The organism is Synechococcus sp. UW69 (assembly GCF_900474185.1).
Lineage (GTDB): Bacteria > Cyanobacteriota > Cyanobacteriia > PCC-6307 > Cyanobiaceae > Parasynechococcus.
The window spans coordinates 109,435-131,555 of the sequence record NZ_UCNW01000008.1 but is presented as its reverse complement, the minus strand read 5'-3'; the positions used below and the strand labels follow the sequence as shown (position 1 = coordinate 131,555).

22 protein-coding genes are annotated in these 22,121 nt (G+C 57.4%); 17 read left to right on the top strand and 5 right to left on the bottom strand.

Annotated elements, in window-relative coordinates:
* The first annotated feature begins 47 nt into the window (after positions 1-47).
* The 7 genes from typA (at position 48) to DXY29_RS04325 (ending at position 6,481) form a co-directional block, all read left to right on the top strand.
* Positions 48-1,856, top strand: coding sequence for a translational GTPase TypA (gene typA, locus DXY29_RS04355; RefSeq protein ID WP_115023272.1), 1,809 nt, complete (start codon positions 48-50; stop codon positions 1,854-1,856).
* Positions 1,856-2,212, top strand: a complete 357-nt coding sequence (locus DXY29_RS04350; protein ID WP_115023270.1) for a DUF309 domain-containing protein — start codon at positions 1,856-1,858, stop codon at positions 2,210-2,212. The genes typA and DXY29_RS04350 overlap by 1 nt, the downstream gene beginning before the upstream one ends.
* Before the next feature lie 51 nt (positions 2,213-2,263).
* The gene (locus tag DXY29_RS04345; protein WP_115024184.1) at positions 2,264-2,701 is read left to right on the top strand and encodes an LptA/OstA family protein; all 438 of its coding nucleotides are present in this window, start codon (positions 2,264-2,266) and stop codon (positions 2,699-2,701) included.
* Positions 2,698-3,426, top strand: a complete 729-nt coding sequence (lptB, locus tag DXY29_RS04340; RefSeq protein WP_115023268.1) for an LPS export ABC transporter ATP-binding protein — start codon at positions 2,698-2,700, stop codon at positions 3,424-3,426. Before DXY29_RS04345 ends, lptB begins: the two co-directional genes overlap by 4 nt.
* A gap of 29 nt (positions 3,427-3,455) precedes the next feature.
* Positions 3,456-4,586, top strand: coding sequence for an LptF/LptG family permease (locus tag DXY29_RS04335; protein ID WP_170952112.1), 1,131 nt, complete (start codon positions 3,456-3,458; stop codon positions 4,584-4,586).
* A 37-nt stretch (positions 4,587-4,623) separates the two neighbouring features.
* Entirely contained in the window at positions 4,624-5,544 is a 921-nt protein-coding gene (ccsB, locus tag DXY29_RS04330) for a c-type cytochrome biogenesis protein CcsB (RefSeq protein WP_115023266.1), read from the top strand.
* Positions 5,545-6,235: 691 nt separating this feature from the next.
* Positions 6,236-6,481, top strand: a complete 246-nt coding sequence (locus tag DXY29_RS04325; RefSeq protein ID WP_115023265.1) for a hypothetical protein — start codon at positions 6,236-6,238, stop codon at positions 6,479-6,481.
* Positions 6,482-8,764: 2,283 nt separating this feature from the next.
* On the opposite strand, the gene rpe is transcribed toward DXY29_RS04325, so the two are convergent.
* Positions 8,765-9,448 (bottom strand): ribulose-phosphate 3-epimerase, encoded by a 684-nt coding sequence (gene rpe, locus DXY29_RS04315; RefSeq protein WP_115023263.1) that lies wholly within the window; start codon positions 9,446-9,448, stop codon positions 8,765-8,767.
* A 150-nt stretch (positions 9,449-9,598) separates the two neighbouring features.
* On the opposite strand from rpe, the gene glpX reads away from it, so the two are divergent.
* The 7 genes from glpX to DXY29_RS04280 all read left to right on the top strand — a co-directional run bounded on the left by glpX (position 9,599) and on the right by DXY29_RS04280 (position 16,545).
* Positions 9,599-10,603, top strand: a complete 1,005-nt coding sequence (gene glpX / locus DXY29_RS04310; protein WP_115023262.1) for a class II fructose-bisphosphatase — start codon at positions 9,599-9,601, stop codon at positions 10,601-10,603.
* Between the two features lie 31 nt (positions 10,604-10,634).
* Complete coding sequence (locus DXY29_RS04305) at positions 10,635-11,933, top strand: glutamyl-tRNA reductase (RefSeq protein WP_115023260.1); 1,299 nt, start codon at positions 10,635-10,637, stop codon at positions 11,931-11,933.
* A 121-nt stretch (positions 11,934-12,054) separates the two neighbouring features.
* Entirely contained in the window at positions 12,055-13,350 is a 1,296-nt protein-coding gene (locus DXY29_RS04300; RefSeq protein ID WP_115023258.1) for a glucose-1-phosphate adenylyltransferase, read from the top strand.
* Between the two features lie 138 nt (positions 13,351-13,488).
* Positions 13,489-14,907 carry an NADP-dependent phosphogluconate dehydrogenase gene (gndA, locus tag DXY29_RS04295; RefSeq protein ID WP_115023257.1) on the top strand — a complete coding sequence of 473 codons (1,419 nt, stop codon included), beginning with the start codon at positions 13,489-13,491 and terminating at the stop codon, positions 14,905-14,907.
* Positions 14,908-14,917: 10 nt separating this feature from the next.
* A complete protein-coding gene (gene pgl, locus DXY29_RS04290) occupies positions 14,918-15,631 on the top strand; it encodes a 6-phosphogluconolactonase (RefSeq protein WP_115023255.1) in 714 nt (237 codons plus the stop codon).
* Positions 15,612-16,172 carry a CIA30 family protein gene (locus tag DXY29_RS04285; RefSeq protein ID WP_115023253.1) on the top strand — a complete coding sequence of 187 codons (561 nt, stop codon included), beginning with the start codon at positions 15,612-15,614 and terminating at the stop codon, positions 16,170-16,172. The genes pgl and DXY29_RS04285 overlap by 20 nt, the downstream gene beginning before the upstream one ends.
* Positions 16,173-16,176: 4 nt before the next feature.
* Positions 16,177-16,545 carry a hypothetical protein gene (locus DXY29_RS04280; RefSeq protein ID WP_115023251.1) on the top strand — a complete coding sequence of 123 codons (369 nt, stop codon included), beginning with the start codon at positions 16,177-16,179 and terminating at the stop codon, positions 16,543-16,545.
* Position 16,546: 1 nt separating this feature from the next.
* On the opposite strand, the gene ilvD is transcribed toward DXY29_RS04280, so the two are convergent.
* Genes ilvD through DXY29_RS04265 form a run of 3 tightly spaced genes read right to left on the bottom strand, consistent with a single transcriptional unit; the run spans position 16,547 to position 19,185 of the window.
* Positions 16,547-18,220: a dihydroxy-acid dehydratase gene (ilvD, locus tag DXY29_RS04275; RefSeq protein WP_115023249.1), complete on the bottom strand. Its 1,674-nt coding sequence runs from the start codon at positions 18,218-18,220 to the stop codon at positions 16,547-16,549.
* Positions 18,221-18,264: 44 nt separating this feature from the next.
* Positions 18,265-18,543, bottom strand: coding sequence for a hypothetical protein (locus DXY29_RS04270; RefSeq protein WP_115023247.1), 279 nt, complete (start codon positions 18,541-18,543; stop codon positions 18,265-18,267).
* 36 nt (positions 18,544-18,579) lie between these two features.
* Positions 18,580-19,185 carry a uracil phosphoribosyltransferase gene (locus tag DXY29_RS04265; protein ID WP_115023245.1) on the bottom strand — a complete coding sequence of 202 codons (606 nt, stop codon included), beginning with the start codon at positions 19,183-19,185 and terminating at the stop codon, positions 18,580-18,582.
* Between the two features lie 55 nt (positions 19,186-19,240).
* Here DXY29_RS04265 and DXY29_RS04260 point away from each other — a divergent pair, with 55 nt between their 5' ends.
* Together DXY29_RS04260 and cobW are read left to right on the top strand one after the other, a co-directional pair.
* Positions 19,241-19,750: a pentapeptide repeat-containing protein gene (locus DXY29_RS04260; protein WP_115023243.1), complete on the top strand. Its 510-nt coding sequence runs from the start codon at positions 19,241-19,243 to the stop codon at positions 19,748-19,750.
* Between the two features lie 6 nt (positions 19,751-19,756).
* A complete protein-coding gene (gene cobW / locus DXY29_RS04255; RefSeq protein ID WP_115023241.1) occupies positions 19,757-20,899 on the top strand; it encodes a cobalamin biosynthesis protein CobW in 1,143 nt (380 codons plus the stop codon).
* On the opposite strand, the gene DXY29_RS04250 is transcribed toward cobW, so the two are convergent.
* On the bottom strand, positions 20,836-21,702 hold the full coding sequence (locus DXY29_RS04250; protein WP_115023240.1) for a DMT family transporter: 867 nt from the start codon (positions 21,700-21,702) through the stop codon (positions 20,836-20,838). The two genes, cobW and DXY29_RS04250, sit on opposite strands and share 64 nt — an antisense overlap.
* A 206-nt stretch (positions 21,703-21,908) precedes the next feature.
* Between DXY29_RS04250 and DXY29_RS13920 the strand changes: the two genes are divergently transcribed.
* A complete protein-coding gene (locus DXY29_RS13920; protein ID WP_371411064.1) occupies positions 21,909-22,037 on the top strand; it encodes a hypothetical protein in 129 nt (42 codons plus the stop codon).
* The last annotated feature ends 84 nt before the right edge of the window (positions 22,038-22,121 follow it).

The following is a 22,121-nucleotide window of genomic DNA, read 5'->3' as shown; positions in this document are numbered from 1 at the left end:
CGCACTGCGCCTTTGGCGTTCTTCACAAATTCTTACGGTCAGCCCGCATGAGCGCCAACAACAAGGCGATCCGCAACATCGCGATCATCGCCCACGTTGACCACGGCAAGACGACTCTGGTCGACTCGCTGTTGGCGCAGTCAGGGATTTTCCGCGACAACGAAGCGGTGCCCACCTGTGTATTGGACTCCAACGATCTGGAGCGTGAGCGGGGCATCACGATCCTGTCGAAGAACACTGCGGTCACATACAACGACACGCGGATCAACATCGTTGACACCCCGGGTCACGCCGACTTCGGTGGCGAAGTGGAGCGCGTGCTGGGCATGGTGGACGGCTGTCTGCTGATCGTGGACGCCAATGAAGGGCCAATGCCCCAGACCCGCTTCGTGCTGAAGAAGGCCCTTGAGCAAGGGCTCCGTCCGATCGTGTTCGTCAACAAGATCGACCGTGCCCGTGTGGATCCCGAGACCGCCGTCGACAAGGTTCTCGATCTATTCATCGAACTGGGGGCCGACGACGATCAGTGTGATTTCCCCTATCTGTTCGGCAGTGGTCTCGGAGGCTTCGCCAAGCCCGACATGAAGACCGACAGCGACAACATGCGTCCGCTGTTCGATGCCATCCTTCGCCACGTTCCGCCGCCGGTTGGTGACCCCGAGAAGCCCCTCCAGCTTCAAATCACCACCCTTGATTATTCCGACTTCCTCGGCCGGATCATCATTGGTCGCGTTCACAACGGAAAAATCAAACAGGGCCAGAATGCTGCTCTGATTAAGGACGACGGCTCCGTTAAGAAGGGTCGCATCAGCAAGCTGCTGGGCTTCGAAGGCCTTCAACGCATCGAGATCGAAGAGGCGTTCGCCGGAGACCTGGTGGCCGTGGCTGGTTTTGACGACGTCAATATCGGCGAAACGATCGCCTGCCCGGATGAACCCACGGCTCTGCCGCTGATCAAGGTGGATGAGCCCACCTTGCAGATGACCTTCGTCGTCAACGATTCCCCGTTTGCAGGTAAGGAAGGCAAGTTCGTCACCAGTCGTCAGGTGCGTGACCGCTTGCAGCGTGAGTTGCTCACCAACGTGGCCCTGCGTGTCGAAGACACCGATTCACCGGACCGTTTCTCCGTGAGTGGTCGCGGCGAGCTCCACCTCGGCATCCTGATCGAGACCATGCGTCGTGAGGGCTATGAGTTCCAGGTGTCTCAGCCTCAGGTGATCTACCGCACCATCGATGGCACCCCATGCGAGCCCGTTGAAACCCTGGTGATGGATGTTCCTGAACCAGCGGTTGGAAGCTGCATCGAAAAACTGGGCACCCGCAAGGGCGAAATGCAGAACATGGAAACCAGTGCTGACGGCCGCACCCAGCTGGAATTCATCGTTCCATCCCGCGGTCTGATTGGTTTCCGGGGTGAATTCATCCGGGCCACCCGCGGCGAAGGAATTATGAGCCATTCCTTCTATGAATACCGCCCGATGATGGGTGACTTCGACACCCGTCGGAACGGTGTTTTGATCGCCTTCGAAGAAGGAACGGCAACCTTCTATGCGCTGAAGAATGCCGAGGATCGTGGCCAGTTCTTCATCAGCCCGGGAACCAAGGTCTACAAAGGAATGATCATCGGTGAATACAACCGACCCCAGGATCTTGAGATCAACGTCTGCAAGACCAAGCAGCTCACCAACATGCGCTCCGCCGGTGCGGAGGAACTGGACACGCTGCAAGCACCGGTTCAGATGACCCTGGAACGGGCCCTGGAATACATCGGACCTGATGAGATGCTCGAAGTGACGCCGGAGTCGATTCGTCTGCGCAAGCTTCCTGGCAAGAAGCCGGCGAAGGCCAAGCGCTGATGCCCCAAGCGGATCCCCGCTTTCATCAGGCCCTGGAGCTCTTCAACGCAGGTGAGTGGTACGCCGCCCACGATGTGTTTGAGGAGCTGTGGCATGAAACGGCTGATCCAGAGCGGCGCAGCCTGCAGGGAATCCTGCAGGTTGCTGTCGCGCAGTTGCATCTTCAACGGGGCAACCGGCGAGGTGCAACGATCCTTTACGGCGAAGCGCTTGGACGGCTGAAACGTCCAGGTACGCCCGATCTGGGTCTTGATCTTGAGGCGTTGTGCGGTGCGGCGCAGCAACGTCTTGAAGCACTTCAGCTGGATGGGGATCCCGAGTCATGCACTGTCCCTGTTTTGCGGTTGCAGAGCTGAAGCGCCGGTAACCTCAACCAACTGTGGATTGATTGCGTGGCAGCCAAGGCGATGCTCCGTTCCGGGGGCCTTCTTCTCTTTCTGCCTCTTCTGGCTGCACTTTGCCCTCTGTTCCCTGCGCAGTCCCAGCAAGCTGCTGAAGCAGGTGTGATCACGATCGAATCCGACCTGCAATCGGCAGACAACAGCACGGGTGTGATCACTGCCAGTGGCAACGTTCGCTTGGTTCATGCCGACCGGGGCCTGGTGGCCACAAGCCGTCAGGCGCAGTACTTCACTGAAGAAGATCGGATTGTGCTGAGTGGTGATGTCGACGTGATCCAGACCGACGGCAATCTTCTCCGTGCCGATCGGTTCACCTACCTGTTGGAGGAAGGAAGGGCGATTGCCAATCCCCTTCCTGGCCAGCAGGTGTTTAGTCAATGGACACTTCAGCCCAGCCAGCCTGTGCTGGATGGCGCCCCCGCGACCACACCGGTGGCGCCATGACCCTGGAACTGTCAAACGTCTCCATCACATTGGGGGGGCGTCAGCTGGTGAAGGATCTGGATCTGGCGCTGTCTCCTGGCGAGGTGGTCGGGTTGCTCGGCCCCAACGGAGCCGGCAAAACCACCACCTTCAACCTGGTGATTGGTCTGCTATGCCCTGATCAGGGTGATGTGGTTATTGATGGTCGGCGTGTCACAGACCTTCCCATGCCGCAACGGGCCCGTCTCGGTGTGGGCTATCTGCCCCAGGAAGCCAGTGTCTTTCGCAATCTCACCGTGCGCGAAAATCTGGATATTGCTCTTGAGCAGACCGATCTCAGCCCTGAACGACGGCGGGACCGGCGCCAGCAGTTGATTGAAGACTTCCATCTCACGGCGTTCATGAACCGCCGTGGCTTCCAACTCTCCGGTGGGGAACGTCGTCGCTGTGAGGTTGCCCGAGCGCTGGCCTCCGGTGTCAATGGACCGCTTTATCTCCTCCTGGATGAACCCTTCGCTGGTGTCGATCCCCTGGCTGTCGCCGACCTTCAACTGCTGATTGAGGGATTGCGGTCACGGGGCATGGGCATCCTGATCACCGATCACAACGTGCGCGAAACGCTGGCCACCACCGATCGTGCCTACATCCTTAACGATGGAGCGGTGTTGGCTGCAGGACGCTCCGATGAGGTCGCAGCCGATCCCCAGGTGCGGCGTTACTACCTCGGGGAGGGATTCCAGCTGTGATTTTGGAACGTTTTAAACGGGCCACCTGGATGCGGCTGGCTCTCCTTGACCGCTGGTTGCTCAAGGAACTCCTGGGGCCTCTGCTGTTCTTTATCGCGCTGTTCACCCTTCTGCTGCTTACCGGCGGGGTGATGTTTGAGCTGGTGCGGCAGATGGTCGACAAGAACCTGCCGATCACGATCGCGGTGCAGGTTCTGCTGTTCAGCATCCCGCGTTGGCTTGCCTTCTCCGTTCCGATCGGAACCCTGATGGCATCGCTGTTTGTATTCACCCGCCTTTCGGCGAACAGTGAACTCACCGCCCTGCGCAGCCTCGGTGTCACCACGGTGCGGATGATCAGTGCTGCCCTCGTTCTTTCGATGGTGATGACCCTGTTCACCTTCGTTCTCAACGACGTGGTGGTTCCCCGAAGCCAACGCTATGCAGAGGTCACCCTGAAGCGGGCGTTGGGCCGCTCACTCGCTAGTGAGACAGGTCGCGACATCATTTATCCCCGTTTCGGCACCCGCATCGATTCGCAGGGTGAGGAAGACGGCAAGGGCCTGAACCAACTCTTCTATTCCCGCAAGTTTCAGGACGGCGAAATGGTGGATGTGACGGTTCTGGATTTCTCTCGATCTGGTTTCACGCAGATGTTGCGTGCGGACAGAGCTATCTGGAATGAGGATCAGGCCAGCTGGGATTTCCTCGATGGGCAGATTCTGACCTTGGCGGCCAATGGCAGTTCGACCAAGGCCGACTTTGATCGTTATGTCTATCCCCTTGGCTCCGGACCCGTACGTCTGGCTGGGATTGAGCAAGATGCCGTCAACATGACCGTGGGCGAAGCCTTGCAGGCTCAGAGGGTCTATGAGGAGGCCGGAAGTATCAAAGAAGCTCGCAAGATCCGTGTTCGGATCCAGGAGAAGTTCACGGTTCCGATGGCTTGTCTGGTGTTCGGCCTGTTTGGAGCCACCCTCGGTGCTCAGCCCAGTTACCGCAGCAGCCGCAGCTTTTCGTTCGTGCTCACGCTTGGGATCATCGCCGTTTATTACGTGATCGGCTTCAGCTTCAGTTCGCTGGGAGTGAAGGGCACCCTTCCCCCCCTCCTGGCGGCATGGCTTCCTGTGGTTTTGTTTCTGGGTGCGGGTGGTCTGATGCTGAAACAGGCCAGTCGTTGATCTGCCGAGTCAGAATGGCATTTCTTCGTGAAATGGTGTGCTGAACACGCCTTTTGAGCTGGTGACCAGCCTTGGTTTTGCCGGCTTCGTATTGCTGCTGGTGGCCATGCCTTTGGCTTTCTGGGCGGTGTCGAGCCAGTCCCGTGGAGGTCTGGTGCGCCTGCTGGTTGCGATGGCCAACCTTCTGTTCACGGCCCAGTTGATTCTGCGCTGGTGGCAATCCGGGCACTTTCCCATCAGCAACCTCTACGAATCGCTCTGCTTTTTGGCCTGGGCTTGCACACTCACCCAGTTGCTGGTGGAGCGTGCCTGGCCTTCCCCGATCGTTGCGGCAGCGGCCACACCGATGGGGCTCGGCTGCATTGCCTTTGCCAGCTTTGCTCTACCAGATCAATTGCAGTCAGCGGCTCCTCTGGTGCCTGCGCTGCGCTCGAGCTGGCTGGTGATGCATGTGAGCGTGATCATGGTGAGTTACGCCGCCTTGCTGGTGGGATCGCTTCTGTCCCTTGCGGTGCTGATCACGGATCGCGACCAGGCTTTGGAGCTGCGCAGCAGTTCGATCGGCAGTGGTGGCTTTCGGCAGGCGGCCTCGATAGGGAATGGCGGTGCTGTTCAGCTGCAATCGGTGCAGCTGAGCACCAATGAGCAACTCGACAGTCTCAGCTACCGCACCATCACGGTTGGTTTCCTGATGCTCACCGTTGGCATTGTCAGTGGCGCGGTATGGGCGAACGAAGCCTGGGGAAGCTACTGGAGCTGGGATCCGAAAGAGACCTGGGCCTTGATCTGCTGGTTGGTCTATGCGGCTTATCTGCACACGCGTCTGAGCCGCGGCTGGCAGGGCCGGCGTCCAGCTTTTGTGGCTGTGGTGGGGCTGGTCGTGATTGCTGTTTGCTACATCGGCGTCAATCTTCTAGGCATCGGTTTGCATAGTTATGGCTGGTTTTTTGGCGCGTAGTCACGCCAATGATGGTGTTGTTTGACACGGATTATCTTTCCGATAGAGATTTCAATTTTCGGGATACCCGTCTTGAAAATATTTCTTCCGCATGCTCTGTTTCGTTCTTGTGTATTCACGGTCAAGTAATGACTGAATATGAATTACCTTGGGGTGAACTTTTGGCGATGCGTGATCGGCGCGAGTAATCTTTTTCTTGGATTTTGATGATTTATAGGTGTTTTCTGGGTCGAATATTGATCTTCGCTGTTTTGCTTTAGTGGCCATTATCTTCTTGCAAGGTCTTGTCTGTCCGCGTTAAATGATTAGCTGATTCTTTGATGCGGGTGATCCGGTTTGCTCTGTTTTGACAGCGTTGTTGATTGTGCTGGCAATGGGGAGAAGTGTTCCCAGTGCTATCCGATGCTCATTGGCTTTCGCCTTCCTGACGAAGACATGCTTCTTGGTGTCTTTCGTTCCCCCTTGTGATCAGGTTGTTTAGCCCCCTTCTTCTCCCATTTCTCCTGTGGGTCTGCTCCCGGTGCGAGAGCTAGAGAGATAGCCCCCATGGAAAGGAGGAATCTGATGGGGGATCCGAGGACGAGGGTGTAATCAATGACACACCACTGCCTTATGGAAGATGTGGAGGGCCTGACGAGGTTGTTGAACAGAGCTTTCTACGACCAAAATTGTCGAGAATTTTTTTCCATCAATGACTGCCGCCACACGCTTGATCAAAAAACTCGACAAGGTCTTGGCCAACTACGACAGCTTTGGAGACAACCCTGGCGCTCACGTTGAAGAGGTTGTTGGCAAGCTTGAGAAATCTCTGGATAACCTGCGCTCCAAGTCGAATCCAGATCACATGGCGAGGATCTACGTGGAACGAGACCGCGCCATGATCAAGCAGGTCATCCTGAACCGCGCTATGGCAGGTGATCTATCTGAACGGGCCTGAATACACCTCGGATCCCGTCACCAGTAATGCCAGATGTCGCAGTGGATTTTGATGTCGATGAGCTCTTTTGACATTCACGATGCACACAGGTAATCGCGCTCATCATGGTGATTAACGGGTACTTATTCAATTCGGATCCCATCCAGAGCGATGTTTAACGAGGATGTGATTTGGGCTCAGTGCTAACTGGGGTTATTTCCGCTCTTCTCTAAAAACATCCGGTTCCGTAACGGAATAGACAATGTCTGTTGTCGAGTGGAAAGTGGGCAATCCACTCCCGATGTGGCCGGACCCCGGCCCCTTCTATCCCTCAGTCAGCCGCCAAAGACATGCATCACTGCTTCTAGGGCACCAAGGCCAACGAGGAACGTGCCTGCGAGAAGGGCGAAGTCTTTTTTTGAGTTAGCCACAGAGACGACGGTTGCTCCGGCGAATGCCAACAGAAGAAACCTAAAGACCATCAGAAGGCCCAACGTTGCGGTTGGTGTATTTCTCTGATGAGTTTTGTAAACCCACTGCGGTGCATGGAGTTATCCACTTAATACCAACTTTGAGTTACTTAATTGCTCTCAAGGGAGATATTCATGGCTTCTCCAAAACGGCCAACATCTCTTTCAAGTAAGCCTGTGTCAAAAAGACGCGATTGCTAACGATATTTTTTCTAGGGGGTGAGATGGATGGTGTACATCTTCCCTCCAGAGCGGTGGATTGCTGTCTGCGACAGGCGCGATCAACCTTGCATGTCGTCAGTCTGAAGAAAACCTGTGGTGTGGGCTAGCTCCTGCCGATGTTCACCATGGTGGACTTGTGGGTCTGGCAGCGAAAGCGGCCGCCACAAGGGGATCGAGGCCTAACGGACTCTCCCCACCTCTGAGGGGGATCGAGGCCCACGTGGACTCTCCCCCACACTCTTCTTATCAGCCCACTTCCAGTTGCCTTTGGGAGCAAAGGTCAAAGTGAAGCGAGGAGACACCAATGAAAGTGTGATTGTCGTGATCAACGACCGTTAACCCTTCAAGAAGGGCACGGTTATCGACCTTGCCTATGGAGCTGCTGATGCACTGGAACTTGATGAAGATGGTGAAGCCGTCGTCAGCCTTAAGGTGTTGTACTCATCGAGCAAGGCATCAATCCAGCAGAGATGAGATGTCTCCTGGATTGGCTTGCGCCTCATTAGAGCGATTTCACCTCAATTAGATGAGCAATGTCTGAGAGTTGTGGTGGATTTCTCTGCTTCCTCCGCTTCTGATCGGAGATAACGTTTCCGCTGTGCCGACTCCAAACCAGATGGCTGGACGGGATGTATGGAGGGTGCGATCCGTTGAGGCCGATCAAGACCCCTTAAAAGTGGATGGATTCCTCGTCTGCTCATTGTCTTCTCCTTGGTTATGTGTGAATCTCGCGCCATGACCTGTGGGTCATCGCGTTATTTCATCCTTTCATAATATCGATTTCTGTTTTGTGGTCAATATCACTGATTGTGGTGATTGCCGTCCTCAAGTTGTTCGGCCGACCAGACGTCTACTTCCTTCTGGTGCCTTGTTCGTACTATCAAACGATCTTTAGAGGCAAGACGAATACTTTGTTCAATGTGCTGCCAGTTTGCCATTGATGTCAGCAAGCTATGCACAAGTAAAATGTTCAAAAAGGAAGGCCACCCCTGCCAGCAGGGATGGCCTCAACCTTGTTGGCGTTCTTTGAAGCTGAACGAAGCGTCTGGCTGTGTGGCTTGTTAGGCCAGTCAGGCAGCTTCTAGATTCTGCTGAGTTGGACCGTCGTCACGCATTGGACGCCTCCGACTTCGACAGTTCCACCATCGTTCAGGCGATTGGTTGAAGCATCAGTATTTCAACTCAAGTGGAGACGCCGGAGAGCTGGACGTTGTTTGTAGACCGGTGTTATCAACAAGAAGGCAGTGGTGGGCCACTGCCTTTTTTCATCTGGCTTATGAGCTCAAGTGTTGAAGCACGGCACTGATGTTCATACCTCCCTTGGCATATCCAGCGACAGCTAGTGCAATCACACCAGCATTCAGGGCTAGGAATGCTGCAACCAGCTTGACTTCAACGTTCATAAAACAATTATCGGAGTCTCTTTTGCTGCACCGTGGCTCCAAATCTTTGGAGATGATGAAACTGTGGATTCCTCGATCGTTGAATCTTTTTGGGGCCTCAAGCCACCATCCCACCTGAGCCCTCGCTTGAGGTCATGGTGTCTGCCGGCCATAAAAAAGCCCGGCAATGGATGCCGGGCTTGGTGCTATTCACGCGAACGACCTGAGGATCAGGCGAGAACAGCTTCTTTGCTGCTGCTGTTCCGGATGCCTTTGATGGCTTCTGCGTAATCAGGTTGGTTGAACACCCCTGAGCCGGAAACAATTGCGTTGGCGCCAGCTTCAATGACTTTCCAGGCATTGGCACCCTTGATGCCGCCATCCACTTCGATCCAGGGATCAAGACCTTTTTCGTCGCACATGCGGCGCAGGTCGCGAATTTTCTGTACCTGGCTTTCGATGAAGCTTTGGCCGCCGAAACCGGGGTTGACACTCATGATCAACACCAGATCGCAAAGCTCAAGGCAGTACTCGAGGGTGTCGAGGGAAGTCGAGGGATTGAGCACCGCGCCTGCTTTTTTGCCCAGGTCTTTGATCTGAGCGAGGTTGCGATGCAGGTGTGGACATGCTTCAACCTGCACCGAAATGATGTCTGCACCGGCCTTGGCGAAGTCGGGGACGTACTTCTCCGGTTCAACAATCATGAGGTGAACATCCAGCGGCTTCTGGGTGACGGGACGAAGCGCTTCGACGATCAGGGGGCCAATGGTGATGTTTGGGACAAAGCGCCCGTCCATCACATCCACATGGATCCAATCCGCACCTGCTTCGTCCACGGCTTTCACTTCTTCGCCGAGGCGTGCGAAGTCAGCCGACAGGATCGACGGCGAGATCACCAGGGGCTTGGTGCTCATGGATGTGGAGCGCGAAATGCCGAGTGATTTTAGGGACTCCTGCAACCACTGATACAGTGAGCCGCGCTCAGACGTCGAGATCCACTGCGGCGGCGGCAAACTGCCCGTCCAGGAGATCTCGCCAACCCGTACCACCCCATCCGGAGTCCCGTGGATCAGACCCTCATTCAGGAAATTCTCGAGATCGTCGAGCAAGCCGCCATCGCTTCCGCCACGCTCTCCGGCAAAGGTCTGAAGGATGAAGCGGATGCATTGGCTGTTGATGCCATGCGCAAGCGCATGAATCAAATTCAAATGCAAGGTCGCATCGTTATCGGTGAGGGCGAACGCGACGAAGCTCCCATGCTTTACATCGGAGAAGAGGTCGGTACTGGCAATGGTCCTGGCGTCGATTTCGCCGTTGACCCTTGCGAAGGCACCAATCTTTGTGCCTACAACCAACGTGGCTCAATGGCCGTTCTTGCGGCATCCGACCGTGGCGGTCTGTTCAATGCTCCCGACTTCTATATGAAGAAGCTGGCTGCGCCCCCGGCAGCCAAGGGCAAAGTGGATATCCGCAAGTCGGCCACTGAAAACATCAAGATCCTCAGCGAATGCCTGGGGCTTGCCCCTGACGAACTGACCATCGTTGTGATGGATCGTGCTCGTCACAAGGATCTGATCGCTGAGATCCGCGCCACCGGTGCACGGATCCAACCCATCTCTGATGGTGACGTTCAGGCTGCGATCGCCTGTGGCTTTGCCGGCACTGGTACCCACTGCCTGATGGGCATTGGTGCAGCACCGGAGGGTGTGATCTCTGCTGCTGCCATGCGCGCTCTCGGTGGCCATTTCCAGGGCCAGCTGGTTTACGACCCGGCTGTGGCTCAAACTTCCGAATGGGCTGACATGACCAAAGAGGGCAACCTGGCGCGTCTGACTGAGATGGGTATCACCGATCCCGACAAGGTCTACGAAGCTGAGGAACTGGCCTGCGGTGAGCATGTTTGTTTCGCAGGAAGCGGCATCACTGATGGTCTGCTCTTCAATGGAGTTAAGTTCGAAACGGACTGCACACGCACCAGCAGCCTGGTGATTAGCAACCTGGACAACACCTGCCGCTTCACCAACACCGTGCACATCAAAGACGGTGCCCAGAGCATTGCTCTGAGCTGATCGTCACTAACTGGTTGAGAGGAACGTCTCCATGCATATTGCCGTCGTCGGCCTCAGTCATCGCACGGCACCGGTGGAAATCCGGGAACGGCTCAGCATCCCTGAGCAGACCATGGAGACGTCGCTCCAATCGCTACGCGGTAATGAGCAGGTGCTCGAGGCTTCGATCCTCAGCACCTGCAACCGTCTTGAGATTTACACCCTGGTTCGGAACCCCGACCTCGGCGTGTCTGCTGTCAGCGACTTCCTCAGCAGTCATTCCGGCCTTGAGACAGGTGAACTGACCCCTCACCTGTTCAGCTTTCACCACGAAGACGCTGTCGACCACCTGATGCGGGTGGCAGCAGGTCTCGACAGTCTTGTGCTGGGGGAAGGACAGATCCTCTCCCAAGTCAAGAAGATGATGCGGCTCGGGCAAGAGCACAAATCATTGGGCCCGATCCTGAATCGCTTGCTGACCCAGGCTGTCACTACAGGCAAGCGGGTCCGCAGTGAGACCAACCTTGGAACGGGAGCCGTTTCTATCAGTTCAGCGGCCGTTGAGCTTGCCCAGCTGAAGCTTGGGCAGTCCCGTGGTCTTGATCAACTGGTCACCCTGGAAAGTGAGCAGATCGCTGTGGTTGGTGCAGGGCGCATGAGCCGTCTGCTGCTTCAGCACTTACAGGCCAAGGGTGCTTCAGGGGTGGTGCTGCTGAACCGCACTGTTGCCCGTGCCGAACAGCTGTCTGCCGATTTCCCTGATCTTCCGGTTCAGTGCAGGCCGCTCTCAGATCTGGATCAGTATCTGAGCACCTGTTCCCTGGTGTTTACCAGTACCGCTGCGGATGACCCGATCATTGACGCGTCCCGGCTGGCTCCACTGAACCGTCGCAGCAAGCTTCGCCTGATTGATATCGGGGTGCCCCGCAACATCGCTGCAGATGCTGCCGAGGTTGACGGCGTTGAATCCCACGATGTGGATGATCTTCAGGAGGTCGTCGCCCGCAATCAGGAAGCTCGCCAAGCCATCGCTCGAGAGGCCGAGCAGTTGCTTCAGCAGGAAGCGCAGCAGTTCCTGGAATGGTGGGACAGCCTCGAGGCAGTGCCGACTATCAACCAGCTGCGTTCCTCCATGGAATCGATCCGCTCGGAGGAACTGCAGAAGGCCCTTAGCAGGATGGGGCCTGATTTTTCAGCCAGAGAGCGCAAGGTTGTTGAGGCCTTGAGCAAGGGGATCATCAATAAGATCCTCCACACCCCAGTCACTCAGCTGCGGGCTCCGCAGACACGGCAGGATCGTCAACAGGCACTTCGGATCGTGGAAAGACTGTTCAATTTGGAGCCGTCTTGAGCTGCTGAGCCTTTCAGTCCCGAACTGAATCCCAGTAATCTCGACTGATTCTTCCCGAAGACGGTTCTTAAGCCAAAAACTCCAGTAAGTTCTTGCGGCAACGCCGATTTGGGATAGCGGCATGAAGCGTGTTTTGGCCATCATTCTGGGCGGAGGTGCCGGTACGCGCCTGTATCCGCTCACCAAAATGCGCGCTAAGCCGGCTGTCCCTTTGGCTGGTAAATATCGTCTGATTGATATCCCTATCAGTAACTGCATCAATTCCGACATCAACAAGATGTACGTGATGACGCAGTTCAATAGTGCGTCGCTCAACCGTCATCTGAGCCAGACCTACAACCTCAGTAATACCTTTGGTGGAGGTTTCGTTGAGGTGCTCGCGGCCCAGCAGACGCCCGACAGCCCCTCTTGGTTTGGTGGCACGGCCGATGCTGTACGCAAATACCAATGGCTCTTTCAGGAGTGGGATGTTGATGAATATCTGATCCTCTCCGGTGACCAGCTGTACCGGATGGATTACAGCCGCTTCATCGAGCATCACCGCCGCACAGGCGCGGCCCTCACTGTTGCCGCTCTTCCTGTTGATTCCAAGCAGGCTGAAGCCTTTGGCCTGATGCGCACGGATGAAAACGGCACCATCAAGGAGTTCCGTGAGAAGCCAAAGGGGGATTCACTCGTCGAGATGGCTGTTGATACCTCACGCTTCGGTCTGAGTGCTGACTCCGCGAAGGAGAGGCCGTATCTGGCATCGATGGGCATTTACGTCTTCAGCCGTCAAACCCTGTTTGACTTGCTCGACAAGCATCCCGGCCACAAGGATTTCGGCAAGGAAGTCATTCCTGAGGCTCTCGCGAGGGGCGACAATCTTCAGAGTTATGTGTTTGACGATTACTGGGAAGATATCGGCACCATCGGTGCCTTTTATGAAGCGAATCTGGCGCTAACGCAACAACCGAAGCCTCCCTTCAGCTTTTACGACGAGAAGTTCCCCATCTACACCCGTCCCCGTTATTTGCCCCCCAGCAAACTTGTGGACGCTCAGATCACCAATTCGATCGTTGGAGAGGGTTCAATTTTGAAGTCCTGCAGCATCCACCACTGTGTTCTTGGTGTGCGCAGCCGGATCGAAAGTGACGTCGTCCTTCAGGACACCCTGGTGATGGGCTCTGATTTCTTCGAATCGAGTGAAGAGCGCGCTCTTCTTCAGGAACGCGGTGGCATCCCACTTGGTGTGGGTAAGGGCACCACTGTGAAACGAGCCATCCTCGATAAGAACACTCGCATCGGTTCGGGTGTCTCGATCATCAACAAGGACAACGTCGAGGAAGCGGATCGTTCGGATCAGGGCTTCTACATCCGCAACGGCATTGTGGTTGTTCAGAAAAACGCCACCATTCCCGATGGCACGGTGATCTGATCGTTGATTTGAACCCTTGTCAGGAAGGCCATCTGCCCCGAAATCTGATGGCCCATTCCTGACATAACTTGTGTGATTTGCGGTCGAAGCGGTCCGGCCTCAACACACTGAGCACAGTTGTCAGTGGTCCTCCAGACCATGTCCAAGTCTCACTTCGGCCTCATCGGTCTCGGCGTGATGGGGGAAAACCTCGTCCTCAATGCGGAGCGCAATGGCTTCTCCAGCGTTGTCTACAACCGCACCTATGCGAAGACTGAAGACTTCCTGAATGGGCGCGGCAGGGAGAAGAACATCCAGGGCGCCACTGATCTTGAAGACTTCGTCGGCAAACTTGAACGCCCCCGCCGGATTTTGATGATGGTGAAGGCGGGCCCCGCAGTTGATGCTGTGGTGGATCAGCTTTCTCCCTATTTGGAAGAAGGAGATCTGCTGATTGATGGTGGTAACTCCGATTATCACGACACCGAACGCCGGGTGAAGCAGCTCGAAAGCAAGAGTTTTGGCTTCATCGGCATGGGTGTCTCCGGTGGTGCAAAAGGCGCCTTGGAGGGGCCAAGCATGATGCCCGGGGGGACGAAAGCCTCCTATGAGGCCATCGAGAGCCTCGTGAACAAGATGGCGGCACAGGTCGAGGATGGCCCCTGTGTCACCTACATCGGCCCCGGTGGATCAGGTCATCTGGTCAAGACGGTCCACAACGGCATCGAGTACGGCATCGAGCAGATCCTGGCCGAGGGCTACGACCTGATGAAGCGGGTCAAGGGAATGACCGGTGTGCAGATGGCTGATGTTCTCGGTCAGTGGAATGCCACTGAGGAGCTGTCGTCCTACCTGGTGGAGATCACGGAGGTGTGTCTGCGCACCAAGGATCCTGAAGATGGAACCGATCTGGTCGAGAAGATCACGGATCAGGCTGGCCAGAAGGGTACGGGCCTCTGGACTGTGGTGACTGCACTGCAGATGGGTGCTTCGGTTCCCACCATCTATGCATCGCTCAATGCGCGTGTGATGAGCTCCATGAGGCCCCAACGGATGGCGGCTGAATCCATCCTCAAGGGTCCCGCAATCAAGGACTTTGATCTGGGGACACCTGACAATGCCATGTCTCCGTTGATGGATGCCACGGTGCTGAGCTGCATCGCCAGTTATGCCCAGGGCATGGAACTGCTACGCATTGCGTCCCAGGATCTCGACTATGAGCTCCACATGCCTTCCATCGCTCAGATCTGGAAAGGCGGCTGCATCATTCGCGCGCGCCTGCTCAAGCGGATTCAGGATGCCTTTGACGCTGATCCCCAACTGCCCAACCTGATGGTGGATCCTTGGTTCGCCGAGCAGATCAACCGCCGTCTCCCCGGCCTGGCCAAGGTGGTTGCCGGTGCTGCCGAAGCTGGCATTCCGGTTCCCTGCTTCAGCAGCACCCTCGACTACATCAACAGCTACCGCTCAGGTCGCCTTCCCCAGAACCTGGTTCAGGCGATGCGCGACTGTTTCGGGTCCCACACCTATCAACGGGTCGACAAGGAGGGAACGTTCCACACCGAATGGCTCAGCTGAGCGGTCAGCCATGACGAACTACCGCGTCGAGCGGGCGAGGGATCCCCAGGACCTTGCCCGCCGGGCTGCCGAAACAATCGCTGCCCAGATCGATCTTGCCTTGGATCAAAGAGACCGATGCCAGATCGCACTCTCTGGTGGCAGTACCCCTGCCAGTGCCTATTCACTGCTTGGTCAGGAGAGGCTGCCCTGGGATCGGGTGGATGTGGTGCTGGGTGACGAGCGTTGGGTTGCTGCTGAGGATGAATCCAGCAACGCGGGCATGTTGCGCCGCACCCTGCTCGCCCCTGGGCCTGGAGCTTCTTCCTCCTTCCACCCTGTGCCCACGGTGGAACTTGAGAGCCCGGAGGCCAGCGCTCACGCTTTTGCTGAACAGGTCTCTCGCCTTTGTTCGGGTGTCCCTCCCGTGTTTGATGTGATGCTGCTTGGGCTGGGCGACGACGGTCACACCGCCTCCCTTTTTCCCGGTACGGATGCTCCAACGGTTGTGGATCGCTGGACAACCATTGGTCGTGGCAAGGGGTTAGATCGGATCACCTTGACGGCTCCTGTGCTCAGTGCCGCCCGACAAGTGATTTTTCTGGTGAGTGGGGCCGGCAAGCAAGAAGCCCTGCGGCGCCTGCTGGATCCTTCTGAGTCCGCCGATCGCACTCCCGCACGCTTGGTTCAGCCTGCTAGTGATGTGCTGATCCTTGCTGATCAGGATGCAGCCGCCGGCCTCTGAACAGATTCTTTTCCAGGGCAGCGATTTCGCTGACTGGGCCAGCCTCAATGACACCATCATGGGCGGCCGATCCCGTGCGGGTTGTCATGTTTCCCCAGAAGGACTCGTTCTGGAGGGAGATTTGGTGGAAACCGGTGGCGGTTTTGTCAGCTGTCGCTCGCCCCGCCTCCAACCCCCGCTCGACCTTTCTCCTTTCTCCGCTCTGCAGCTGGATGTGGAGGGGGAGGGTCGAACGCTGAAGATTGCCATCGGTTGCCGGGATGGGGCCATGGGACTCACCGAATTGATTCCTGGTGGTCTGCGCTGGGTGGTTGATGCAGTAACTGATCCCGATGGGGTGACCCGCGTGGTGGTGCCTTTTACTGAGCTCAGGCCCACGGTGCGTGCCAAGCCAGTTGGTTTGCCGTTGCGCTTCGATCCCAGTGGCATCACGCGCATTCAGGTGCTGCACTCCAAGTTCGGCGATGCGGGCGATCTCAATCCAGGCTTTCGCCCCGGCTCCATACGAATGCTGATTCGATCCATCCGCGCCTTGCCCTGAACCGATGGACCTTCTGGTGTTGATCGCCAAGGCGGCCGACGTTTGCCTCAAGCCATGGAGCCATGCGGTGGTCTTAATTGACCCCTCAGCTCCGGAGCAACTCGACGACCTTCATGTGCGGATTGAAAGCCGGGATGGCGATGGCCAGCGCCATCCCGATCGGGATCTTGAGCTGGAGATTTATCGGAGTGGTGATGAGATCAATCTGATGATCAGCTGGTGGGATCAACCCGAACGCCCAATGCTCTGGCACGGGCGACATCCGGTTTGGATGGATGGGGCCTCGGGCCAACGTTGCTCGGCGCCGCAGGATGCCACTCCTTTGGAGGCGCTGGGTCGACGCTTAAGGTCTCTGGTGCAACCGGCCGTTTGACTCAGTCGTCGTGATCGGTTGTTGCGCCTCGGCTCGAGCTGGAGACGAGCCGTGCGTATTTGCCGAGAATTCCGTTGCGATAGCGCGGTTGCGGTTTGGTCCACCCCGCACGACGACGCTCCAGTTCGGCCTCATCCACGTTCAGTTGAAGCAGCAGTTGGTCGGCATCGACGGTGATGCTGTCGCCTTCCTGAACCAGGCCGATTGTTCCTCCGACGGCGGCTTCCGGAGCGACATGGCCCACAACGAGACCGTAGGTGCCACCGCTGAAGCGCCCATCGGTGATCAGAGCGACCTTGTCCCCAAGGCCTTGTCCCACGATCGCTGAGGTGGGAGCCAGCATTTCCCGCATGCCAGGTCCACCGACGGGACCCTCGTAGCGGACGACGACCACGTCACCGGCTTTGATCTGCTTGTCGAGGATGGCAGCCAGGCATTTTTCCTCGCTTTCGAAAACCCGGGCCGGTCCAGTGAGCACAGGCGTTTTCACACCGCTGATCTTGGCCACGCTGCCTTCTGTCGCCAGGTTGCCCTTGAGGATCGCCAGATGTCCCTTGGCGTACATGGGGTCGCTGAGTGGACGGATCACGTCTTGCCCGGTGGGTGGTTCTCCTGGAACGTCCGCCAGAAGCTCCTTCAGGCTTTTTCCTTCGACCGTGCGGCAGTTCCCGTGGAGCAATCCGGCATCGAGCAAAAGCTTCATCACCTGGGGGATACCGCCGGCATTGTGCAGATCAACGGTTACGTAGCGACCGCTGGGCTTGAGATCGCAGATCACCGGCACCCGCTGACGGATTCGCTCGAAGTCGTCGATGCTCAGGTCGACACCGGCTGTGCGGGCAATGGCTAGCAGGTGGAGCACCGCATTGGTGGAGCCACCTACCGCCATGATCACGCTGATGGCGTTCTCAAATGCTTCTTTGGTGAGCAGATCGAGGGGGCGAATATTGGCTTTCACCGCCTCGACCAGCACCTCAGCGGAGCGGGCTGCACTGTCGGCTTTTTCCTCGTCCTCCGCAGCCATCGTCGAGCTGTAGGGGAGGCTGAGACCCATTGTTTCGATGGCGGCACTCATCGTGTTGGCGGTGAACATCCCGCCGCAACTGCCAGCACCCGGGCAGGCATTTTTCTCAACCGCGGTGAGCTGCGCTTCATCGATTTTGCCGCTGGTCAGCTGGCCGACAGCTTCAAAAGCGCTCACCACCGTGAGATCACAGCCGCCAAGCTTGCCGGGCTTGATCGTGCCGCCGTAGACGAACACCGACGGAATATTCATCCGTGCCATGGCCAGCATCGCGCCGGGCATGTTCTTGTCGCAGCCGCCAACAGCCAGCACGCCGTCCATGCTCTGGCCGTTGCAGGCAGTTTCGATCGCATCGGCGATCACCTCCCGACTCACCAGGGAGTACTTCATCCCTTCGGTGCCCATGGATATGCCATCACTCACCGTGATGGTTCCAAACATCTGAGGCATGCCTCCGGCCTGTCGGGCTGCTTCCTCAGCCCTTTTAGACAGGTCATTCAGCCCCACATTGCATGGAGTGATGGTGCTGTAGCCGTTGGCAATGCCCAGGATCGGCTTGCCAAAATCACTGTCTCCAAAACCGACGGCCCGCAGCATGGCCCGGTTGGGAGACCGCTGAATCCCCTTGGTGACGGCGTCAGAGCGAAGCATGGAACGGAGCGGACCAGTGGCGATTAAGCCAACCTACCGAGCGCTCATCCTTCGCTACCAAGACCTTCAAGTTGGGCGCGAACGCGGGCGATCTCAGCGTTCAGTTTTTCCACCCGTTCCTCGAGGTGACCGTTGGGTGAGCTGTCCAGCACTTCAGAGCCGTCTTGCATTCGCGGCGCATGCAACATCGACTTCTGCACTCCATAGCGCCTACGCCTGTCGGCTTCATTCAAGAGCCACCAGGCCAGACCAGCGGCACCGAGCACTGCTCCGGTGACCAGCGTTGCCAGGGTGCCTGAGCCCGTGTCGTGCTGCTGGGCCATGGGTGCAATCAACCTGTCTGAAGGTTAGTCACGCTCTCAATGTCTGAGGTTGAGCCGTCGCACAGGGTCACCGATTCCCGGACGAATCTCGCCTTGTTCACCCAGACCTTCGTCGATGCAAGCAGTGTGCAGCGTCAGGTCGGGAACGGTTTCTCCCAATAGCTTCAGCCCAGGACTGGCACACAGCGCGGTGATTAAACGCAGACGTCGCCCATCAACACCCTTGTTTTGCAGCTCCTGCAGGAGCTGGAGTGTGGCCTGGCCATCGCGGATCTGATCAATAAACAGAATCACCCCAGCGTTCGCCTCAATCTCCTGCGGGCATGTCCCTAAACAAAGGGATGCATCAGGTAGTACGGATCGTCCTCCTTGCCACAGCTCGAGGCCACCAGGAAGAACTGGGATGGCGATCAGGGGCACAGAAGCCTCAACGATGGTGCCTTCGGTGTCTCCGTCCATCCCGGGCACAGTGTCGCGACGATGGGGCAACCAGTCCCGCAGGGCTTCGTAGGTGAGCCAGCGGCCCAGTTCCTGCAGTGCAGTGGCATAAAGGGCTGGAGGGGTTTCCCGGTGCCGCAGCATCGTCAGCCAATGACCGATTAGGGGATGGGGTGGAACCACCACCCGCAGGCTCATGGCCATAACGACTCGCTCCGCTGGTGTTTGCCATAACGTGATTGCTCAAATTACCGGTCTCATGGGCGCCCTTCGACGTACGGCCTCGCTGCTGGCGGTGATCCTGCTGGGTCTCAGCACCATCTTCTGGCCTGAGTCGGCCGAGGCCATCACGGCTCCGGAACTCCGCGGACAGTTTGCAGTTCAGGAGATCAGCTCCGACATGCACGGCCTCGATCTCAAGGAGAAAGAGTTCCTCAAGGCCGATCTGCGGGAGGTGAATCTGAGCGGCACAGATTTGCGGGGAGCTGTGATCAACACCTCTCAACTTCAGGGCGCCGATCTGCGTGACGCCAACCTCTCCGATGTCGTCGGCTTTGCCAGTCACTTCGAAGGCGCCGATCTGCGTGGTGCCAATTTCACCAACGCAATGATGATGCAGAGCCGTTTTACCGACGCGCAGATTGATGGTGCTGATTTCACCAACGCCGTGATCGATCTGCCTCAGCAGCGGGCCCTTTGCGCAAGGGCTGATGGCTCCAACCCGATCAGCGGGGTGTCAACCCGTGAGAGCCTGGGCTGTCGTCCTTAAGTTCCCATGCCAAAACGTCTGCCGGTGACCGTGATCACTGGCTTCCTTGGGGCTGGTAAGACCACTGTGCTGCGCCATCTGCTCACCCGCGGCGGCCAGCGTTTGGCGGTGATGGTGAATGAATTTGGCAGTGTGGGCCTTGATGGTGATCTGATCCGCAGTTGTGGCTTTTGCCCTGAGGAGGATGTGGCCGGCCGCCTGGTGGAGCTGAACAACGGCTGCCTCTGTTGCACGGTTCAGGACGATTTCCTTCCGACGATGGAGACGTTGCTTGAACGGGCGGATCAGCTGGATGGGATTGTTGTCGAAACCAGCGGCCTGGCCTTGCCACGTCCCTTGCTTCAGGCCTTGGACTGGCCCGCCATTCGCAGCCGTGTTCATGTGAATGGTGTGGTGACGTTGGTGGATGGCGAGGCCCTTGCGCAGGGCAGCCCTGTGGCTGATGCCGATGCGCTTGAACGTCAGCGCGCCGAGGATCCCAGCCTCGATCACCTCACCGCCATCGACGAGTTGTTTGAGGATCAACTCCAGGCCGCTGACCTGGTCTTGATCAGTCGTGCCGATCGTCTGGACGCTTCGGCGATGGCTGATGTGAAGGAGGGAATTAGCAACAAAGTCCGACCGGGAACTGCTCTGCTTCCGGTCTCTCAGGGACAGGTGGAGACGGCTGTTGTGCTGGGACTGGAGCACCAGGCCACGCATCAGAGCCATGAGCACGAGCACCACGACGAGCACCACGACGAGCACCACCACGACCACGACCACGACCACGACCACGATCATCACGACCACACCCACGTCGAGATGGTCGGTAGCAACGTTCGCGTGGAAGGCGCCCTAGATCGGCAGGCTTTCGAGCAGCTGCTGCCCAACCTCGTTCGTGATCAGCAGGTGCTTCGTCTGAAAGGGCGCGTCTGGTTGCAGGGCAAAGCGCTTCCGCTTCAAGTCCAGATGGTGGGGCCACGGCTGAACAGCTGGTTTGAAGCTGCCCCCAGCCATGCCTGGCGTCCTGAGGTTGGCTGCGGTGCTGATCTTGTGGTGCTGGCGTTGAACAACACTGCAGCTTCGGCCGTTGAAACCGCTCTTCAGTTGCTTGTGCAGGCCACACCGGCCAAGGCCAGCACTGCAGCAGCAGCTCCGGGGAGCTGAATCGGATCACCTTCCATTCGGCCAATAAAAAGAGCCATCACCGGAGCCGTAGCCATCAACGTGACGCCTTGTCCAACGGGCATGGTCTGCAACACGACCTGTTGCAACAGGATGCCCCCGTTGGTTCCGATCAGGGTGGCGACCACAAGCTTCCATTGCTCCTGCCGTGTCATTGCTGATCTTCTCCAGGCCCCCTTCATCACGGGGATCAGACCAAGCCATCCCCCCAGCAAGCGAATGGCTGCCGTCTGCAGTGGCGTCAGTTCTGAGCTGATCAAGACATGACGGGCAAGAAAGGCCCCGCTCAGACCACAGATCACAGCGACGAGGGCCAACATCAGACCGCTGCTCAGTTCGGTGCCGATTTCACCCTCTTGTTGATGGCTTGCTTCCTTGGCCTGTAACGCGATCAGCACAACCGCGCCCGACACCAGGATGGCGCCAAGCCAGTTCCTTGAACTCAAGCTGTCCCCCATCACAAGGACTCCAGCGATGCTTGCCAGCACCGGACCGCTTGCCTCGACGGTGAGGGTTCGACGGGTGCCGAGTCGACGTAAAGCACCCAGGTAAAAGCTGTCTCCTGCAGCAATTCCGATCAAGCCGCTGATCAGCAGCAGCAACACAGCTTCTCCCTCGGTACTCCGCGGAAGCATGAGCAGTACCGGCAGAAACACCAGGCTGGCCAGGCCGTTTTTCAAAGCATTGAGCCGGATCGCCGTCACCCGACCCGATAGCGAACGCCAAAGAGCACTGGCTCCAGTCCAGGCCATGGCTGCACCGAGGGCCGCCAGCACTCCCGTCATCTCGTGATGGTGATCGTCGTGAAGTCTGCTGTGTCGTTCAGAACTCTGTGCACAATTCAGGAACGTGAGTTCTTGAGAGGCGAAAGGCGCTGGGGCACTTGCTGGAGAGCTTGTCGGGGCATTGGGCGGTGCATCTTGAAAGTCGTGTCCCGCGTACTGAGCTGTACGAAGCACGGATCGCATCATCCAAGCCTTCGCTTGGCTTTTTGATTCTTCTGATCAGTTCAGCGGTGATCGCAACCCTTGGGTTGATCTCCAACAGCACGGCTGTCGTCATTGGAGCCATGATCGTCGCCCCGCTGATGGACCCCGTCCTCAGCTTGGCTTTTGGTTGAGCCGTCAGTGACGGGAAATTGATCCGACGTTCTGCCGTCACGATCAGCTTTGGGGTGATTGCGGTTGTTGGAACCGCATCGTTG

Bases quoted from the DNA above. Each gene is read 5' to 3' on its own strand.
- cobW (WP_115023241.1), top strand. From the start codon at position 19,757: ATGCCAAAACGTCTGCCGGTGACCGTGATCACTGGCTTCCTTGGGGCT.
- DXY29_RS04280 (WP_115023251.1), top strand. From the start codon at position 16,177: ATGGACCTTCTGGTGTTGATCGCCAAGGCGGCCGACGTTTGCCTCAAG.
- DXY29_RS04265 (WP_115023245.1), bottom strand. From the start codon at position 19,185: ATGGCCATGAGCCTGCGGGTGGTGGTTCCACCCCATCCCCTAATCGGT.
- DXY29_RS04270 (WP_115023247.1), bottom strand. From the start codon at position 18,543: ATGGCCCAGCAGCACGACACGGGCTCAGGCACCCTGGCAACGCTGGTC.
- DXY29_RS04285 (WP_115023253.1), top strand. From the start codon at position 15,612: ATGCAGCCGCCGGCCTCTGAACAGATTCTTTTCCAGGGCAGCGATTTC.
- DXY29_RS04345 (WP_115024184.1), top strand. From the start codon at position 2,264: ATGCTCCGTTCCGGGGGCCTTCTTCTCTTTCTGCCTCTTCTGGCTGCA.
- DXY29_RS04300 (WP_115023258.1), top strand. From the start codon at position 12,055: ATGAAGCGTGTTTTGGCCATCATTCTGGGCGGAGGTGCCGGTACGCGC.
- ilvD (WP_115023249.1), bottom strand. From the start codon at position 18,220: ATGCTTCGCTCTGACGCCGTCACCAAGGGGATTCAGCGGTCTCCCAAC.
- DXY29_RS04350 (WP_115023270.1), top strand. From the start codon at position 1,856: ATGCCCCAAGCGGATCCCCGCTTTCATCAGGCCCTGGAGCTCTTCAAC.
- rpe (WP_115023263.1), bottom strand. From the start codon at position 9,448: ATGAGCACCAAGCCCCTGGTGATCTCGCCGTCGATCCTGTCGGCTGAC.
- lptB (WP_115023268.1), top strand. From the start codon at position 2,698: ATGACCCTGGAACTGTCAAACGTCTCCATCACATTGGGGGGGCGTCAG.
- gndA (WP_115023257.1), top strand. From the start codon at position 13,489: ATGTCCAAGTCTCACTTCGGCCTCATCGGTCTCGGCGTGATGGGGGAA.
- typA (WP_115023272.1), top strand. From the start codon at position 48: ATGAGCGCCAACAACAAGGCGATCCGCAACATCGCGATCATCGCCCAC.
- pgl (WP_115023255.1), top strand. From the start codon at position 14,918: ATGACGAACTACCGCGTCGAGCGGGCGAGGGATCCCCAGGACCTTGCC.
- DXY29_RS04325 (WP_115023265.1), top strand. From the start codon at position 6,236: ATGACTGCCGCCACACGCTTGATCAAAAAACTCGACAAGGTCTTGGCC.
- DXY29_RS04260 (WP_115023243.1), top strand. From the start codon at position 19,241: ATGGGCGCCCTTCGACGTACGGCCTCGCTGCTGGCGGTGATCCTGCTG.
- DXY29_RS04250 (WP_115023240.1), bottom strand. From the start codon at position 21,702: ATGACGGGAGTGCTGGCGGCCCTCGGTGCAGCCATGGCCTGGACTGGA.
- DXY29_RS04305 (WP_115023260.1), top strand. From the start codon at position 10,635: ATGCATATTGCCGTCGTCGGCCTCAGTCATCGCACGGCACCGGTGGAA.
- DXY29_RS04335 (WP_170952112.1), top strand. From the start codon at position 3,456: ATGCGGCTGGCTCTCCTTGACCGCTGGTTGCTCAAGGAACTCCTGGGG.